The 16,619-nt window shown below is 43.3% G+C and carries 15 protein-coding genes; 13 read left to right on the top strand and 2 right to left on the bottom strand.

The annotated features are described in order from the left end of the window. The first annotated feature begins 5 nt into the window (after nucleotides 1-5). On the top strand, nucleotides 6-209 hold the full coding sequence (locus QFZ80_RS25290) for a hypothetical protein (protein ID WP_047676263.1): 204 nt from the start codon (nucleotides 6-8) through the stop codon (nucleotides 207-209). Nucleotides 210-366: 157 nt separating this feature from the next. Beyond that, on the top strand, nucleotides 367-1,437 hold the full coding sequence (locus tag QFZ80_RS25285) for an AI-2E family transporter (protein ID WP_307553280.1): 1,071 nt from the start codon (nucleotides 367-369) through the stop codon (nucleotides 1,435-1,437). A 220-nt stretch (nucleotides 1,438-1,657) separates the two neighbouring features. Here the strand turns inward: QFZ80_RS25285 and QFZ80_RS25280 are convergent, their stop codons facing one another. After that, entirely contained in the window at nucleotides 1,658-1,888 is a 231-nt protein-coding gene (locus QFZ80_RS25280) for a DUF3951 domain-containing protein (protein WP_307553281.1), read from the bottom strand. A 497-nt stretch (nucleotides 1,889-2,385) separates the two neighbouring features. Between QFZ80_RS25280 and alaS the strand changes: the two genes are divergently transcribed. From alaS to QFZ80_RS25230, 10 genes are all read left to right on the top strand, one after another. Then, on the top strand, nucleotides 2,386-5,013 hold the full coding sequence (gene alaS / locus QFZ80_RS25275; protein WP_307561714.1) for an alanine--tRNA ligase: 2,628 nt from the start codon (nucleotides 2,386-2,388) through the stop codon (nucleotides 5,011-5,013). Nucleotides 5,014-5,125: 112 nt separating this feature from the next. Continuing rightward, nucleotides 5,126-5,386, top strand: coding sequence for an IreB family regulatory phosphoprotein (locus QFZ80_RS25270; protein ID WP_028555746.1), 261 nt, complete (start codon nucleotides 5,126-5,128; stop codon nucleotides 5,384-5,386). A gap of 18 nt (nucleotides 5,387-5,404) precedes the next feature. After that, a complete protein-coding gene (gene ruvX / locus QFZ80_RS25265) occupies nucleotides 5,405-5,821 on the top strand; it encodes a Holliday junction resolvase RuvX (protein ID WP_171644688.1) in 417 nt (138 codons plus the stop codon). Between the two features lie 6 nt (nucleotides 5,822-5,827). After that, complete coding sequence (locus QFZ80_RS25260; RefSeq protein WP_307553283.1) at nucleotides 5,828-6,136, top strand: DUF1292 domain-containing protein; 309 nt, start codon at nucleotides 5,828-5,830, stop codon at nucleotides 6,134-6,136. After that, on the top strand, nucleotides 6,133-6,435 hold the full coding sequence (locus QFZ80_RS25255) for a DUF1292 domain-containing protein (RefSeq protein WP_307561712.1): 303 nt from the start codon (nucleotides 6,133-6,135) through the stop codon (nucleotides 6,433-6,435). Before QFZ80_RS25260 ends, QFZ80_RS25255 begins: the two co-directional genes overlap by 4 nt. Before the next feature lie 114 nt (nucleotides 6,436-6,549). Continuing rightward, nucleotides 6,550-7,647, top strand: a complete 1,098-nt coding sequence (gene mltG / locus QFZ80_RS25250; protein WP_307555969.1) for an endolytic transglycosylase MltG — start codon at nucleotides 6,550-6,552, stop codon at nucleotides 7,645-7,647. Nucleotides 7,648-7,693: 46 nt separating this feature from the next. Continuing rightward, nucleotides 7,694-8,623, top strand: a complete 930-nt coding sequence (locus tag QFZ80_RS25245; protein ID WP_307553285.1) for a peptidase U32 family protein — start codon at nucleotides 7,694-7,696, stop codon at nucleotides 8,621-8,623. Between the two features lie 26 nt (nucleotides 8,624-8,649). Continuing rightward, nucleotides 8,650-9,933, top strand: a complete 1,284-nt coding sequence (locus QFZ80_RS25240) for a peptidase U32 family protein (RefSeq protein WP_307555971.1) — start codon at nucleotides 8,650-8,652, stop codon at nucleotides 9,931-9,933. Between the two features lie 187 nt (nucleotides 9,934-10,120). Further along, nucleotides 10,121-12,286, top strand: a complete 2,166-nt coding sequence (locus QFZ80_RS25235; protein ID WP_307553286.1) for a methyl-accepting chemotaxis protein — start codon at nucleotides 10,121-10,123, stop codon at nucleotides 12,284-12,286. A 151-nt stretch (nucleotides 12,287-12,437) separates the two neighbouring features. Next, nucleotides 12,438-14,252 carry a peptidoglycan D,D-transpeptidase FtsI family protein gene (locus QFZ80_RS25230; protein WP_307553287.1) on the top strand — a complete coding sequence of 605 codons (1,815 nt, stop codon included), beginning with the start codon at nucleotides 12,438-12,440 and terminating at the stop codon, nucleotides 14,250-14,252. Here the strand turns inward: QFZ80_RS25230 and QFZ80_RS25225 are convergent. Beyond that, nucleotides 14,238-15,452 (bottom strand): ATP-binding protein, encoded by a 1,215-nt coding sequence (locus tag QFZ80_RS25225; protein WP_307564238.1) that lies wholly within the window; start codon nucleotides 15,450-15,452, stop codon nucleotides 14,238-14,240. The genes QFZ80_RS25230 and QFZ80_RS25225 overlap by 15 nt on opposite strands. A 298-nt stretch (nucleotides 15,453-15,750) precedes the next feature. Between QFZ80_RS25225 and QFZ80_RS25220 the strand changes: the two genes are divergently transcribed. Then, nucleotides 15,751-16,575: a lipoate--protein ligase family protein gene (locus QFZ80_RS25220; RefSeq protein ID WP_307561710.1), complete on the top strand. Its 825-nt coding sequence runs from the start codon at nucleotides 15,751-15,753 to the stop codon at nucleotides 16,573-16,575. Nucleotides 16,576-16,619: the final 44 nt, after the last annotated feature.

Genomic DNA, 16,619 nt, shown 5'->3' with positions numbered 1-16,619 from the left:
TGAGCATTATGCGTTGTCCAAACTGTAATTCCAAAGATATTGGAAAAATCGGTTCCCATCAATTCTACTGCTGGGGTTGCTTTATTGAACTCAGTGTTAACGGAGACAAGATGTCCGTGTATCAAGTAGAGGAAGACGGTACGTTGAGTTCTTTGGATGATTTATTTTTTGAGGAAGAAATTCCTCATGTCCACGAACATGCAAATTAATCGTTAATACACATTACAAAACGTTATTTTTTAAGCGCAGAGCGCTTAAGAAGTAGCGTTTTTTCTTGTTTAGCTCATGATTTAACGGGTTAATTTGGACAGGTTGTACATATACTGTATGAGCATATGTTTATAAGGATTAACAGAGGTGAAGAGAATGGAACGCTTTTGGAAAAATAAATGGTTTGTCGGGCTGGTCTACCTCCTGCTTGTTCTGGCCAGCTTGTATATGCTTCTCCAAATAAAGCCAATCATGTTTAGCGTATTTACCTTTATCAAAGCCATCGTGACGCCATTTTTTATAGCAGTGATTATTTCGTACATTTTAAACCCGATCGTGAATATTCTTAACCAGCGGAAAGTGCCAAGAACCATTGCTGTACTGCTTATTTATAGTGTCTTTCTCTCATCTCTGACCGTTATTATCATGAATATGACACCGATGTTTGTGTCCCAAATAGCGGAACTGAATGAGCATATGCCGCAAATGGCTATGCGTGCGCAGTCGCTTGTAGATGGCTTTAATCAAAATCAACTGCTGCCCGACAGTGTGCGCAATGGATTTAATCATTCACTTACGAAGCTGGAAAATAGCATTTCCATGGCCATCTCGAACTACATGAATCAGATTGGAAATACCATCAATATGCTGTTCATTGCTTTCATCGTACCGTTCGTTGCGTTCTATATCTTAAAGGATTTTCAAATTATTGAGAAAACAGCCCTGGCAATTGTGCCGCGTGAGCATCGTAAGAAAACAATCAAGTTGCTCATTGATATTGACACTGCACTTGGTAATTATATCCGTGGTCAACTGTTAGTTTGCTTGATTATAGGAGCTCTTGCCTATTTGGGGTATTGGCTTATTGGCATGCAATATGCCTTGCTGCTCGCTAGCGTTGTGGCGGTGTTTAATATTATTCCTTACTTGGGGCCCTTTTTTGGAGCAGCGCCGGCAATCATTATGGCTTCAACGATCTCTTTGAAAATGTTGTTATTAGTTGCGCTTGTTAATTTAGCCGTACAAATTCTCGAAGGCAACGTAATCTCTCCTCAGGTGGTAGGAAGAACGCTGCATATGCATCCATTATTTATCATCTTCGCCTTACTTGTAGGTGGGGAAGTCGCAGGTATTGTGGGGTTAATATTAGCTGTACCTTTCTTTGCCGTCATGAAGGTTATCATTCAACATATTTTCCTTCACTATGTTCATAAGCCCACGACATGAGGTTTCATTAGGTGTGGACGCACAGAACCCCTCTGAGCCATGATTTGCGGGATCATGGTTCAGAGGGGTTCTGCACGAGGGTTGAGGATATGAAAGGTGTGGCCATGCGTAAACCATCGAATGGGCTACGGAATAAGTATACGAATTCTTGCCTTATGTCTTGGTTCGATAATGAAAATCATTATCATTAAAATTAGTATACTTTCATTGAGAATGATTGTCAACTATGATTTTTTAAGTTTTTATCTTTGTCGTCTCCCTGGTCGTCCTTTTCTTCTTTTTGCTCTTTTTGTTCTTGAAATGGGGCTTGGGTTTGACCAGTTATATAATCAAAAGGATTATAACGGCTATCGGGTATCTCCTTTTTGATGAGAGTCTTGGTCATGATGTAGATGACTAATACAAAGATGGGTGTGATTAACCCGAGTAGGGTGAGGGTTGAAAAATCCAATTGAAACACCTCCGAGGATCATATAAGGAACGAGTATATTGTAGGTACGATTCCCTTAAAGGGTTGGTTCCATTAATTTTCTTTGAATTGAATGGACTAAGAGCCCAAAACTTTACATGAATATTGACAGGGTACTAGCATATAGTTATAATTTGCCTTATCTATATCTGAATTGAAAGCGTTGATGAAACTTTAGTAAGCCATAGTCCATCGTCAGAGAGAAGGTTCCGCTAGAGCAGTATTATTACTGAGTGGCGGCTGTGAGAACCTTTCGATGCTAGGATGGCCCAAAGCTCGTTTCGGAGTGTGGATGAACTCCACCGGTTGGACCCGTTAAAGATCCGCACAAGGAGATTGCGTTTGTTTCCTCTTGGTATAAGCAAGGGTGAACCGAACACAATAACCAGGGTGGTACCGCGATTATTCGTCCCTGTATGTTACAGGGGCGTTTTTTGTTTGTTTTTCGAACAATTGATAAATATGGAGGCTTGAAAAAGATGAAAGCAAGTGAAATACGTTCCAAGTGGTTGCAATTCTTTGCAAGTAAAGGGCATAAGATAGAGCCAAGTTCATCGCTCGTCCCACATAATGACCCCTCACTCTTGTGGATTAATGCGGGGATTGCTCCTTTAAAGCCGTATTTGGATGGACGCGAAATTCCAGAAAATCCACGGATTACGAATGCCCAGAAATGTATTCGTACGAATGATATTGAAAATGTAGGTAAAACACGCAGACATCATACGTTCTTTGAGATGCTGGGGAATTTCTCCATCGGAGACTATTTTAAAAAAGAAGTCATTCCATGGGCTTGGGAGTTTTTGACTGATCCGCAATGGATCGGCTTTGATCCGAATCGTATTTCTGTCACTGTGCATGAAGATGATGAGGAAGCTTTTGAAATTTGGAACAAACAAATTGGTATACCCGAAGATCGTATTTATAAGCTCAAAGAAGATAATTTCTGGGATATTGGCGAGGGTCCATGTGGTCCTTGTACAGAGATTTTCTATGATCGCGGTGATAAATACGGTGATTTGTCTGATCCGGAATGCTGGCCAGGTGGGGAAAATGAGCGTTTCCTAGAAGTATGGAACCTTGTATTTACGCAATTCAACCATAATAAGGACGGCAGCTATACACCGCTCCCTAACAAAAATATTGATACCGGTGCAGGATTAGAACGTTTTGCTTCGATTCTGCAAGATGTAGACTCAAACTTTGACACGGATTTGTTTAAGCCGATTATTGATAAAACATGTGAGCTTACAGGTGTGAAATATCATGTGAACGATGAGCACGATGTTGCACTCAAAGTCATCGCTGACCATATCCGCACAGTTGCTTTCTCCGTTGGTGATGGTGTGCTGCCTTCTAATGAAGGCCGCGGTTATGTTATCCGCCGTTTGCTGCGCCGCGCTGTACGATACGGCAAAGTACTTGGTCTTGATAAGCCATTCCTTCATAAGCTGGTACCAACCGTTGGAGAAATAATGGGCGTTTACTACACGGAAGTTGTAGATAAACGAGAATTTATCGAAAAGGTCATCCGAACCGAAGAGGAGCGTTTCCATGAAACGTTAAGTGATGGCTTGATCATTCTGGCCGAGATGGTAGAAAAGACATGTCAAGCGGGGACGAATCAGATCAGCGGACCGGATGCTTTCAAGCTGTATGATACGTATGGCTTCCCCTTCGATTTGACCGAAGATTTTGCTTCTGAGAAGGGTTTAACGGTCGACCGCGCAGGGTTTGATACTTCCATGCAGGAACAACGTGACCGTGCTAGAGCGGCCAGTCATAAAGAAGGCGGCATGAAGGTACAAGGCGGACCGTTGTCTGATTTGACGATTAAAAGCGAATTTGTTGGATATAATGAATTGGTAGTTACTGCTAGTATTGTGGCGATCGTTCACGAGAATGAACTCGTAGACATTGTCGGAGTTGGTGAGACTTGTCAGGTCGTATTGGATCGGACTCCTTTCTATGCTGAAAGCGGCGGTCAGGTAAGTGACTATGGTATAATTCGAAGTAACCAAGTGTCATTGAAGGTTGAAGATGTTATCAAAGCGCCTCATGGTCAGCACGTTCACAAAGTTCTTGTTGTGTCGGGTGTACTTCGCAAAGGTGATTCGGTAGAAGCTATTGTTGCAGCTGCGGAGCGTGGGGACATCATTAAGAACCATACAGCTACACATTTGCTGCACAAAGCGCTTAAGGAAGTACTTGGAACGCATGTTAACCAAGCGGGGTCTTTGGTTGAACCTGACCGTTTACGGTTTGACTTCTCGCATTTCGGAAGCATTAGCAGCGAAGAACTGCAGGATGTGGAACAGCGTGTGAACCGTCAAATTTGGAACAACACGAATGTGGATATTTCACTCAAAGCAATCGCTGACGCGAAAGCAATGGGAGCTATGGCATTGTTCGGTGAGAAATATGGTGATATCGTGCGCGTTGTGCAAGTGGGCGATTACAGCTTAGAGCTGTGCGGCGGTTGCCACGTTCAGAATACAGGTCAAATTGGCTTATTCAAGATCGTCAGCGAGTCCGGTATCGGTTCAGGTGTTCGTCGGATCGAAGCGGTCTCTGGCCGCAGTGCGTATGAATACCTTGATCAACAGTTACAACTATTGAAAGAATCCGCGGGCTTGCTCAAATCAAATGTTCAAGATGTACCTAAACGTGTGGAAGCTACGCTTCAGCAAGTGAAGGAACTGACACGTGAAAACGAGTCACTGCGCAGCAAACTTGGGCGAATCGAAGCGGGTTCACTTACAGACCAAGTGAAGCAAATAGCAGGGGTTTCGGTGTTGGCTGCACAAGTCAACGCAGCAGATATGGATTCGCTTCGCAATATTGTGGATGAGATGAAGACGAAGCTCGGTTCCGCTGTTATCGTACTCGGCGCTGTTGCTGATGACAAAGTCAATTTGGTAGCTGCTGTAACGCCAGATCTTGTGGCTAAAGGCTTCCACGCTGGCAAAATCATTAAAGAAGTGGCTCAAGCTGTTGGAGGTAGCGGAGGCGGTCGTCCGGATATGGCGCAAGCAGGTGGTAAGGATGCATCCAAATTGCAAGCTGCATTGTCCGGAGTTGAAGGACTTCTTTCCCAATTTGCATAATTATTTTTCTGTGGGACAGGAATTTTTAAACCCATAGAGAATATAACCAGTATACATGGATTGGTTTTCAAATATTTTACAATGGTATCACAAGGAAAGTGAGGTGCTCCTGATGAGTTCCATGGATAAAACGATGAAGTTTAACGTAAAAGCAGAAGAAATTGAGACTTCGCCGAAAGACGTGTTATTAGCGGTGTACGATGCTCTTCAGGAAAAAGGGTATAATCCGATCAACCAGATTGTCGGGTACTTGCTTTCCGGAGATCCTGCCTATATTCCACGGCATAACAATGCTCGGAGCCTCATTCGTAAACGGGAACGGGACGAACTCATTGAAGAATTAGTTCGTGCTTATCTGGGTCAACACAAATAGAAGGAAAAGAGAACCGGCATGAGATGGATAGGTTTGGATTATGGGGACAAAACGATTGGTGTAGCGATGAGCGATGAGCTTGGTTGGACGGCTCAAGGGCTTGAAGTCATACATCGTCGGAAGCCTGGGGAAGACATCGCTCGGCTGGAGGCTATTGTCAAACAGTATGGTGTTACTCAAATAGTGGTAGGCTTACCCAAAAATATGAATAATACAATAGGGCCACGCGGTGAGCTTGCTATCGCATTTTCACAAGAATTAGAGCAAAAACTAAGTGTACCTGTACACTTGTGGGATGAGCGGTTAACGACCGTAGCTGCGACACGCACACTTCTTGAAGCTGATGTGAGTCGGAAGAAACGCAAGCTGGTTATTGATAAAATGGCCGCACAGCTCATCCTGCAAGGTTACATGGATGCCAATATGAAGAGGTGAACGAACATGTCCAAAGAAGAATTGCGTGAGGAACAACCAGAAATCATTTACATCCCGGACGATGAAGGCAACGAAGAAGAGTTCGAGGTTATCATGAAATTCGAAGTGGACGGTTCTGACAAGAAGTATATGATGGTCGTGCCTACTGACGGCGGAGATGAAGAATCTGATGAAGTGTACGCATTTCGCTATGAAGAGGATGAGGACGGCGAGGATTTGAAGCTGTTCACCATCGAAGATGAAGAAGAATGGAATATTGTTGAAGAAACATTCAATACCTTAATGGCAGAATTCGATGAGGAAGAAGAAGCATGAGCATGAGTACGACGCCTTCTGACTTATTGCGCAAAACTTACGGGGATGATATTATTTTGTTTGATGAGCAAAATGAATCAACGGTGTATCATCTTCTTAAAGAATTCGTTTATGGAAATTATACGTATGCTGTTCTGCAATCTGATGAACTCAAGAAGGAAGACGAGGTTGCTGTTTTCCGAGTGACGACAGATAGTGACGGACAGTATGAATTGGAAACCATCGAGGATGACGAGGAATGGGAAACCGTTTCAGAGCTCTACGACGAGATGGTATTTCCAGAACAGGATGAATTGTAAGAAGCATACAACCGAGCGGAGCGCATCCGCTCGTTTTTGTTTGCTTTGGGGTATAGAAATGCTTACGAACTCAGTTTTCTTACGAAAATTCTTAGGAGGATTATTGTGAACAACATGCTTGAACAAGAGAATGAACAGAATAAGCCTAGAAGAAGTAAGCTTAAGCTCATCCTTCTTGTCTTTGGACTATTGCTGCTTATTATCATTGGAACTGCAGGCGGCATCGGATTGTATATTGCGAATGCGCTCCAGCCTGTAGAGGCTTCAGAGCAAGAAGTAAGAGTTTCAATTCCACAAGGCGCAGGGTCTTTACAGATCGCCAAGGAGCTTGAAACGAAGGGACTTATTAAAAATTCTTCGGTTTTTACGTATTATTTAAAGGTGAAGAAACAGGGCTCCAGACTTCAAGCAGGCGAGTACAGTATGAAGCCGGGCATGACATTCGAAGAAATGATCAATAAACTGAATAAAGGGGAGACTGTGAAGGAAGAGGTCATCCGTATTACAATCCCTGAGGGCTATACCATTGATCAAATTGCAGCCAAATTAAATGAGCAGACTCCTTGGAAAAAGGAAGTTTTTCTACAGTTGGCGGATGCGCCTGCCGGGCTCAAAGGGGAAACGATCGCAACGCTTCCTGATAATAAAAGCATCAAACATCGTCTCGAAGGGTATCTGTTCCCAGAAACATACGAGTTTAAGAAGGACTCCACGGAACAAGAGTTCATTGAGCGAACACTGCAGGAGCTGGATAAGAAGCTGGCGACACTTCCATCAGACTGGAAGGACAAGCTCAAGGAGCGCGGACTTGACATCCACCAGATGTTGACCATTGCATCTTTAATTGAACGTGAAGTGGTTGTAAATGAAGAGCGTGCACTTGTATCCGGCGTTATCCAGAACCGGTTAAAGAAGAATATGCCTCTTCAAATTGATGCAACCGTGCAATATTTATTCGATAAGTCCAAAGAGAGATTGCTGGAGAAGGATCTTCAAATACAAAGTCCTTATAACACGTATTTGAATACAGGTTTACCACCGGGACCGATCGCGAGTCCGAGTCTTGCCTCGATGAAAGCAGCTATTTATCCGGAAGAGACGAAGTATTTATTCTACGTAACTAAGAAGGATGGGACCAAAGGGCATTTGTTCGCAGAAACTTTTGAAGAGCATAAGAAGAATATTACAGAAAGCAAGAAGGTCGCGAATTAGTAGTTCGAACTTATGATAGTAAGCTGATAGAAGGTAGGGTAAGCAATTGAAAAAACCAGAGTTAGTAGTAAGCTGCAGCACTGTGGCAGAACTGAAAAGATTGATCGAAGCAGGCGCAGATGCGGTTATTATTGGCGAAGCGCGCTACGGCATGCGCCTGCCGGGAGAAGTGAAACTTGAAGAGATACAGGAAGCTGTGTCCTGGGCACATGAACAGAAGGCTAGTGTATATGTAGCTGTAAACAATATTTTCGACAATAATGCCCTTGAAGGGCTGCATGATTATTTAGCCAAATTACAGGAATACGGTGTGGATGCAATCATTTTCGGCGATCCAGCGGTACTCATGACTGCCCGTAATTTACCTAAGCCGCTAACACTGCACTGGAATGCAGAGATGACATCAACCAATTACGCGACTGCGAATTATTGGGCTAAGCAAGGAGCTACCCGTGTGGTCCTAGCTAGAGAATTGAATATGGAGCAGGTTTTGGCTTTTAAAGAGCATGCGGAGTTGGCTGTTGAAGTTCAAGTACATGGCATCACCAATATATATCATTCTAAGCGTGAGTTAGTGAAGAATTATATCGAGCACCAAGGGAAAGATGCAGCTGAGCAGGATCGTTCCATGGAGCGAGGGCTTTTCCTCATTGAGCATGAACGCCGTGATCAGCGTTATCCTATATACGAAGATAGTAATGGCACGCACATTATGAGTTCTGAAGATATATGTATGTTGGAAAATTTACCTGAGCTTATGGACGGTCAAATAGATAGCTTGAAAATCGAAGGTCTTTTGAAATCTTCTCTTTATAACGAAACAGTAGTGAGAAGCTATCGGGCTGTCATTGATGCTTATGCAGCTGATCCTGAAGGATATATCTTTCAACAGGAATGGTTGGATGCGATAGTTAAGCTGCAAGATCCTGAACGCGAATTGTCATATGGGTTTTTCTACAAAGAACAGGTATATTGATAGATGAAAGAAGGTGCGTTATCGTGATGACGACAGCCATAGAAGCCCGAGCTAGAGGAAAGCGTGTTAGGCTTAACAAGCCGGAATTACTGGCTCCAGCAGGCAATTTAGAGAAGCTGAAATTTGCGATCCATTACGGAGCGGATGCGGTTTACATCGGTGGCCAGAAGTATGGTCTCCGTTCCAACGCGGATAACTTTTCGCAGGAGGAAATGCGCGAAGCCGTAGAGTTTGCCAATCAATATGGGGCAAAAGTATTCGTAGCAACGAATATTTATGCTCATAATGAGGATATAGAAGGCCTTGATGATTATTTGAGAGGACTTCAAGAGGTTGGGATCTCTGCTATTATTGCAGCTGATCCAATTATTATGGAGACGTGCAGAAGAGTAGCTCCTAAGTTGGAAGTTCATGTGAGCACACAGCAATCCGTTATGAACTGGCAAACCGTGAAGTTCTGGAAAGACCAGGGTATTGAACGAGTTGTTCTTGCCCGCGAAGTCAGCATGGAAGAAATCGATCAGATTAAAGCTCATGTCGATGTAGAGATTGAAGCTTTCATACATGGGGCAATGTGCAGCTCGTACTCGGGCCGATGTGTGCTTTCTAATCATTTCACGGATCGAGATTCCAATCGCGGCGGCTGCTCGCAATCATGCCGTTGGAAGTACGATTTATTTGCCAAGGATCAACCACTCTCTGCTCCTTTGGCTACGGATTTGCCGATGTTTGGCGAGGAAGATGATGCTTTCACAATGGGCTCGAAGGATCTGAGCATGATTGAACATATTGCAGAGATGATCGAATCTGGCGTAGACAGCTTCAAGATTGAGGGCAGGATGAAGAGCATTCATTATGTGGCTACGGTTGTTAATGCCTACCGCCAAGCCATTGATGCCTACTTTGCCGATCCAGAGCATTTCGAGGTCAACCCTTTGTGGCAGGATGAAATATATAAAGCAGCAAACCGACCTTTGAACTCCGGCTTCTTCTATGAGGCGCCAGGGCATGAGGATCATATTTTTGAGCCAGAAGATAAAGTGGTTGGATATGATTTTGTTGGTCTGGTTATGGGGTATGATGCTGAATCGGGCACGGCGCTCATACAGCAAAGAAATCATTTCAAGACTGGCCAAGAAATTGAATTTTTTGGACCGGATGGTACGCATTTTAAGCAAAAGGTTGGGGTCATAAGAAATGAAGATGGCTTAGAATTAGATGCAGCTAGACATCCACTTCAAATGATCAAATTACAAACGGATAAAGCTGTAAAAAAATGGGATATGATGCGTAAGAAAACAGGAAAATAAGTTCATGGAAACTTTCTTCAAACTCGAGTAAATTGGAGAAAGTTTCTTTTTTTATTTATTTTAGATCGGATTTTGAAGGATAATGGTAAAGTGTGTCGAAATTATTTAAAAACGTAAAGTGAACCCTTTACATTCTAGTTCAAAAGTCTGGTATATGCAGGAAGTAGAAACTAATGGCGGTGAACAAATGAATCAGAAACTTCAAAGTATTTTAGACAAAGTAGTTCAAGCAATTCGTAATGTTCCATGGGGTCGTATTGTAGGTGTGGCAAGCAACAAATCTAAGCAAATGGGTTCGATCGCTTTTAAAGAAATGAAGCAAGTCAAGGTAGAAAATCCTGTGAAATCCGTAGGTATGAAGCTGTTTTTAATGTTTTTTGTAAGTATTCTTTTTTTCGTCCTTACTGTGGGTTTGATTTCTTACACGGTATCGAAAAATGTGATTAAGAACAAAGTGTCTGAATCCAGTCTTCAAACCGTAACACAGGCGGGGCAAAAACTAGATTTTCTTTATCAAACTTTTGATGAAGTATCTCTACAAATTATGCTTAACAAGGATCTGCAGGATTTGCTTGGGTCAATTCCTACGTTAGATCCATCCTCCTACGAAGCTCTTGATGTTACTCGTCAATTGACGGAGAAATTGAATGTGGTGACTTTCTCGAACAAAGCAATTAAAACGCTTCATCTTTACAGACCTGATGGTAAATTGATCGTTATCACAGGTTCAGGCGGTTCGTCATTTAGCGAGAATTCAAGCGGAAATGATTGGTTTAATAAGACTGTTGAGAACGGTGGAAAAGTGGCTTGGTTAGATAGTAAAGTCAAAGGGTATTCCAGCGGCTCGTCCAATACATTTGCTATTGGTCGAGTGATGAGAAATACACTTACGAATACCACATCAGCCATTCTTCTGATAGAGCTTAATACAGATTTACTCACTAAAGAGATTACTGGGATGTCATTAGGTGATGATAGTAAGGTTGTCATTACGAATACAGAAAACAAATACATAGCTAATAAAGAAATCTCGGAATTAGAAAAAGATTCTGACGTCAAATTGACGAAAGAACAATTAGAAGAAGAACACGGCTCTTTTATAACGAGCGATGATCACTTGGTAGCCTATTATAAATCGTCCATATCCGGTTGGAATCTTGTTGGTGATATACCTGTGAGCGCTCTTGTGAAGGATGCTAAGCAAATCTTCAATTATACGCTTCTAATCGCCTTGTTTGCGGCTATTGCCGCTGTGCTAATCGGATTATTCGTAGCTAGAATGATCGGACGTCCTCTGATTAATCTACGTAACCTGATGCAGCAAGGTGCTAAAGGGAAACTTACGGTGCGTGCTAACTACAAAACACAAGATGAAATAGGACAACTAGGTGCCAGCTTTGATGTGATGATGCAGCAGATTACAACCTTGGTTCAACAAACCAGCTCTTCTGCTCAAGCTGTTTTCGAAACCGCACAAGAATTAACGAATTCCTCGAAGGTAACGGCTACAGCTGCAAGAGAAATTGCAGTCGCGACGGATGAGATTTCCAATGGTGCCGGAGGATTGGCAACGGAGTCTGAGAGAGGCAATGAGTTAACTTATCATATTGGCGAGCAAATGAAGCAGGTAATCGAAGCCAACCTCGAGATGGGAACGGCTGCTGCGGATGTTCAAAGCTCCAGTGAGCAAGGTACGAAGTATATGACGGAACTTATTTCAAAAACGAACCTGACAGAAGAAATGATTCGCTCGATGGTTGATAAAGTCGATAATTTGAAGGACAGTACCCGTTCTATTCGTAAAATCTTGGATGTTCTTAATAATATGACGAAGCAAACGAATATTTTGTCTTTAAATGCGACAATTGAGGCCGCACGTGCTGGTGCAGCTGGTAAAGGCTTCATGGTGGTTGCAGATGAGATTCGTAAACTAGCGGATCAATCCAGACAATCCATTGATGTCGTAGGTCAAATTACAGAAACCATCACGAAAGAAATCGATGAGACGGTGAAAGTGCTTTCAACGGCAACACCCATTTTCCAAGAACAAATATTAGCTGTAAAAGAAGCCGACACCATCTTCAAACAAGTAACGAATCACATGGGTGGATTCATTACACAGCTAAGCACGGTAAGTGATTCGATCTCCACACTGGAGCAATCACAAGTTGTACTTTCCGATGCAATGACGAATGTCAGCGCGGTAGCTGAGGAATCCCTAGCTACATCGGAAGAAGTTGCTTCATTGAGTTCAGAACAACTTAGTATCAGTGACGGTTTAGTTAAACTGTCGGACAAGCTGGATCAGCTGTCCAAATCGCTTAACGACACTTTATCCAAATTCGAAGTTTAGTATCATAGAATACGCAGTCCACTCTCCAATTAGGAGGGTGGATTTTTTCTGTTTTATTGAGCATTAACGTGGATCGGACAGTTTGACCATGATCAGGAATGACGATACTGAAAGCAACACTAGTCATTGTTAGTTAAAAGGAGTCAGTAGCATGAGGATTAAACAATTATCGTCTTCTGAAAAACGTCGAATCTTTCTTGTTCTCCTCACGATCTTACTTTTGTTTATAGGGATCGTTGGCAAGCTTTTTTGGATACAAATAGCGACAACGGAAAACTATTCCTCACGAGGAGTTAATTTGGTCAAAAACTCGGTCGTACAGAGGCAACGGGCACTAGTGCTGGAAAGCGGGCGAGGGGAAATCTTAGATCGTGATCTATTGCCCATGACGGGAAAAATGATTAAAGCCCTTGTGGCATTTCCTATAAATAGCGAATACCATGGTGAGCCGCAACAAGTAAATCAATTGGCCCGGATTTTGCGGACGAATACAGATCATTGGCTTGCTTTCTCTGGTGATTTGAAAGAGCCGCAAGTGTGGCGCACTGCTGAGGGTGGGAAGCCTGTAGAGTTAAGCGATCAGCAGGAGGAGCAAATTAATGCTCTCGGCTTACCTTATTTGAAAGTCGTGAAGATGGAGGATCGCTATCCATCAGGCATGACAGCGCGTCAATTGATTGGGTTTATTGGGCAAAATCCGGATAGAGTGATGAGTATCTACGGTGCTGATCTGGAGAAAGGAAAGGTTGCGCTAACCTCGAAAATCGGAGGTGCTGGACTGGAGAAAACGTTCGATCTGTGGCTTCGAGGCGTTGGTGAGACGTCAATCTCTTATTTTACGGACGCAGGAAAAAGACCGTTAGCTGGTCTAGATGCCCGAATGATTGCACCGGATAATACCTTCTATCCCGTCAAATTAGTGACGACACTGGATTTAAGCGTGCAGCAGCGAATTGAGATCCTTATGGATAAGCTAAATATACGCGAAGGTGCGGCTGTTGTTCAGGAAGTGGCACAAGGAGATATCATCGCGATGGCGAGCAGACCCAACTTTGATCAGACAGAAGTCGATCTCGCTAGCAATAACTGGAGTAATTATGCGCTCAAGGCGACGGCGCCTGGCTCGATTTTCAAAACAATTGTAGCCGCAGCAGCGTTGGATAAAGGGATCGTCGATCCCAAAGAAACTTTCAATTGTGAAGGTGCGCTTGGGAAATATGGCTTTACGTGCTGGAGAAGAGATGGACACGGGCCTTTAACTTTAGAGCAGGGCTTTGCGCAATCCTGTAATATTGTGTTTGCCCGAGTGATGCAGCGACTGACGCCTGCTGAGTTGGAAAGCTATGCACATAAGCTTGGTGTATTGAATGAAGTGGGCTGGACGGGGAAGACAGACGATGAGCAAATGCTCCGTCAATTGGATACAGAAGAGAACGGACAGCTATTTGGGGCCCATACTCCACATAATGACGAGGGAGTGCTTATGCAAACAGCCATTGGTCAAAGAGATGTCAGGATGACCCCTTTACAGGCGTCTAATATGATTGTTACCTTGCTGAATGGTGGGAAGGGTTATTCACCAAGAGTAGTTCAAGAAATTCGGTATCAAACGGATCGTGTGATGGAGAAATTTCCTGTTCAATTATTAGATTCCGAGGCGGGGCGGGTTTCTGCAGCGACCAGTCATACATTAGTAAACTGGATGAGAGAAGTGGTAACCGTTGGAACGGGACAAGGCTTAGAGGATGCGAAGTGGAAGCTGGCTGGGAAATCCGGTACGGCACAAATCGAGAATGGCAAGCAAGAAAAGGTGAATCAGTGGTTTATTGGTTATGGCCCTGTTGAATCACCGAAATATGCCGTTTCTGTTGTCATTAAGAACATGGAGCCTGCTGAGAGCAATAAGTCCATCCCTTTATTCAAAGGGATTATGGATATTTTGGCAAGTGACTCAAACGGTAGGTAATGAAATCGTGAAGCAAGTTCCCTGGTCTGGCTGGCTTGTTACTTCTATGAGCCCGCCAAATGTTTTGATGATTCTATAGGAGACCATCATGCCAAGCCCGGTGCCTTTATTTTTCGTAGAGTAGAAGGGCGTTCCGAGACGGTTCACCTGCTCAGGAGTCATACCAATACCGGTATCTTTAATTTGTAAAATAACTTTAGCGCTTTTCTTGAAGCCAGTTATTAACAGAGTGCCTCCGCTAGGCATAGCCTCGATGCCGTTTTTCGTTAAATTAACTAGGCATTGAATCATTTTTTCGCTGTTGGCTTTAATCAGAAGAGAAGACTCCATGTCAATATGAATTTCTACACCGCTCATTGACGCGTAAGGATTTATGAGATTGCTTATTTTGTGAGTCAAAGTGGAAACATCCAACTCTTCGAGCTTCTCGGCTTGCGGCTTAGCGAAAGATAAGTAGTCGGAAATAATACTTTGGGCTCGGTCAATTTCTTCAATTACCATAGTGGTATAGAGCTTCTTTTTCTCTTCAGTAACTTGAGACTGGCTGAGTATTTGCATAAAGCCGCGGGCAACTGTCATAGGGTTGCGAATTTCGTGGGCAACCGAAGCAGCTAGTTCACTTAATACATTCAGCTTCTCTGAACGCTGGACTTCTTGGCGCATCGCAATATTTTCTCGGATACGAACAATTAAATAGGTTATCAGCCACATCGTCAGCATGTGAACAATACAGAACAGTAAGCCGTATAGCAGAAAGCTCCTATCTACGGATACATTCGAATCGATGCGATATAGCATCGTCATGCAGAAAGTAGCTAGAGCGCTAATAAAAGCCAGAAGACTGGGAAACATCACTTTGGGGGTTCGGTACTTCCAATTGCTTAGGGCAATGAAAGCCAGGATGAAGGGTACGAGCAGAGCCGACAAGGAAACAATCCATAAAAAGTCGGAACCATCCATGTAGTAGGTATAGGCTATTATTACTGCGGAGACCGTAAGTCCTGAACGTATGCCACTGTAAAGGAAAGCAACTAGTACAGGAATCGTGCGCAGATCAAAGTTGTTGCCTGTTATCGTGAAAAAAGGATGGGACATGCAAAATATGGCTGCTAATGAATAAATAGGCAAGATAAATGCTCTATTTGAAGGATTAAAGCTGATGGGACCGGGCCGATCCAGCCATAAAATATGACATAGCATAATGGGGAGAGTTAAAACAAGTATATTGAGTAGTAAGTCGTCAAATACATTCAATGATCTCGCCTACTTAATTGAAAAATTTGGGTTTATTTTTTATTTCGACAGAAAACTTGAAATTCCTTTGATTTCTTTCCAAAATTTTGATGTTTTTTGACAAGTTCTGACGGAAATTTTGCTGTATATCCATTTTTCAAGCAAAATGTTCCTCTTTCCGTACATGCTTTTTATTGCAGCTTAAGTTTGTATCGCTTACAATTCTGTACATGGATTCAAATTGTAGGCTCAGGAGATTAAGCAAATGATGACTTTAGAACTACCAGCTTCAATGGTTATTCTTGATCGATCCGGTGAAACCGCAACGCAACCTATTCTATATGCATTTGCTCTGGAAGAACTTTTATGCCGAGCAATAGGGAAAGCAGCACCACCGATTCTTCACATATGGAGGCACCCGCGAGCCTTTGTAATGGGACTGAGAGATAGTCGCCTACCGAAAGCGGCAGAAGCTAACGAATGGTTGCTAAGTCAAGGCTATGATACGGCTGTAAGGAACTCTGGGGGTGCAGCGGTGCCTCTCGATTTGGGCGTCGTGAATGTATCCCTGTTGTTACCAAAAAACGCAGGGGACATGGAGCATCGCAAGGATTTCGATCTGATGGTAGCTTTGATAAGAGATGTCATGAGCACAATTACGAACCGTATCGATCAGGGGGAAGTGATGGGTTCATTTTGTCCGGGGGAATTCGATTTAAGTGTCGGTGGACGCAAGTTTTGCGGTATAGCACAACGCAGACAACAGCTTGCCTTATCGGTTCAAGCGTTCATAATCGTGGAAGGTCAAGGTGAAGCAAAAGCAACTTTGGCCAGAGGCTTTTACGAACGCGCGGCGGGCTCAGCATCACCAAACGACTATCCGGTAGTGGCGCCGGGGAGTATGGCGAGTTTATCGGAATGCTTACAAATAGAGTTAAGTGCAACGCGTTTCACGGACAATTTCGTACAAGTGATGGCTTCCAAAGGTGTGAAAGTGCAGAGTCCTAGGGATATCCCGGGCTATCCGAGTGAAGATGAGTTATTGGGTATGATGGAGCTTTTGAAGCAGCGTTATGCGATTAAAGAATAAATAAAAGCGGCCCAACTTCACGTCAGGAGACGGAAAGTGGACCG

The organism is Paenibacillus sp. V4I7, from assembly GCF_030817275.1.
Lineage (GTDB): Bacteria > Bacillota > Bacilli > Paenibacillales > NBRC-103111 > Paenibacillus_E.
This window is presented reverse-complemented; position numbering and strand designations above follow the sequence as displayed.

What these genes read in the sequence shown, in the direction of transcription:
- QFZ80_RS25285 (WP_307553280.1), top strand. Translation starts at nt 367, where the DNA reads ATGGAACGCTTTTGGAAAAATAAATGGTTTGTCGGGCTGGTCTACCTC.
- alaS (WP_307561714.1), top strand. Translation starts at nt 2,386, where the DNA reads ATGAAAGCAAGTGAAATACGTTCCAAGTGGTTGCAATTCTTTGCAAGT.
- QFZ80_RS25270 (WP_028555746.1), top strand. Translation starts at nt 5,126, where the DNA reads ATGAGTTCCATGGATAAAACGATGAAGTTTAACGTAAAAGCAGAAGAA.
- ruvX (WP_171644688.1), top strand. Translation starts at nt 5,405, where the DNA reads ATGAGATGGATAGGTTTGGATTATGGGGACAAAACGATTGGTGTAGCG.
- QFZ80_RS25260 (WP_307553283.1), top strand. Translation starts at nt 5,828, where the DNA reads ATGTCCAAAGAAGAATTGCGTGAGGAACAACCAGAAATCATTTACATC.
- QFZ80_RS25255 (WP_307561712.1), top strand. Translation starts at nt 6,133, where the DNA reads ATGAGCATGAGTACGACGCCTTCTGACTTATTGCGCAAAACTTACGGG.
- mltG (WP_307555969.1), top strand. Translation starts at nt 6,550, where the DNA reads ATGCTTGAACAAGAGAATGAACAGAATAAGCCTAGAAGAAGTAAGCTT.
- QFZ80_RS25240 (WP_307555971.1), top strand. Translation starts at nt 8,650, where the DNA reads ATGACGACAGCCATAGAAGCCCGAGCTAGAGGAAAGCGTGTTAGGCTT.
- QFZ80_RS25235 (WP_307553286.1), top strand. Translation starts at nt 10,121, where the DNA reads ATGAATCAGAAACTTCAAAGTATTTTAGACAAAGTAGTTCAAGCAATT.
- QFZ80_RS25230 (WP_307553287.1), top strand. Translation starts at nt 12,438, where the DNA reads ATGAGGATTAAACAATTATCGTCTTCTGAAAAACGTCGAATCTTTCTT.
- QFZ80_RS25225 (WP_307564238.1), bottom strand. Translation starts at nt 15,452, where the DNA reads ATGCTATGTCATATTTTATGGCTGGATCGGCCCGGTCCCATCAGCTTT.
- QFZ80_RS25220 (WP_307561710.1), top strand. Translation starts at nt 15,751, where the DNA reads ATGATGACTTTAGAACTACCAGCTTCAATGGTTATTCTTGATCGATCC.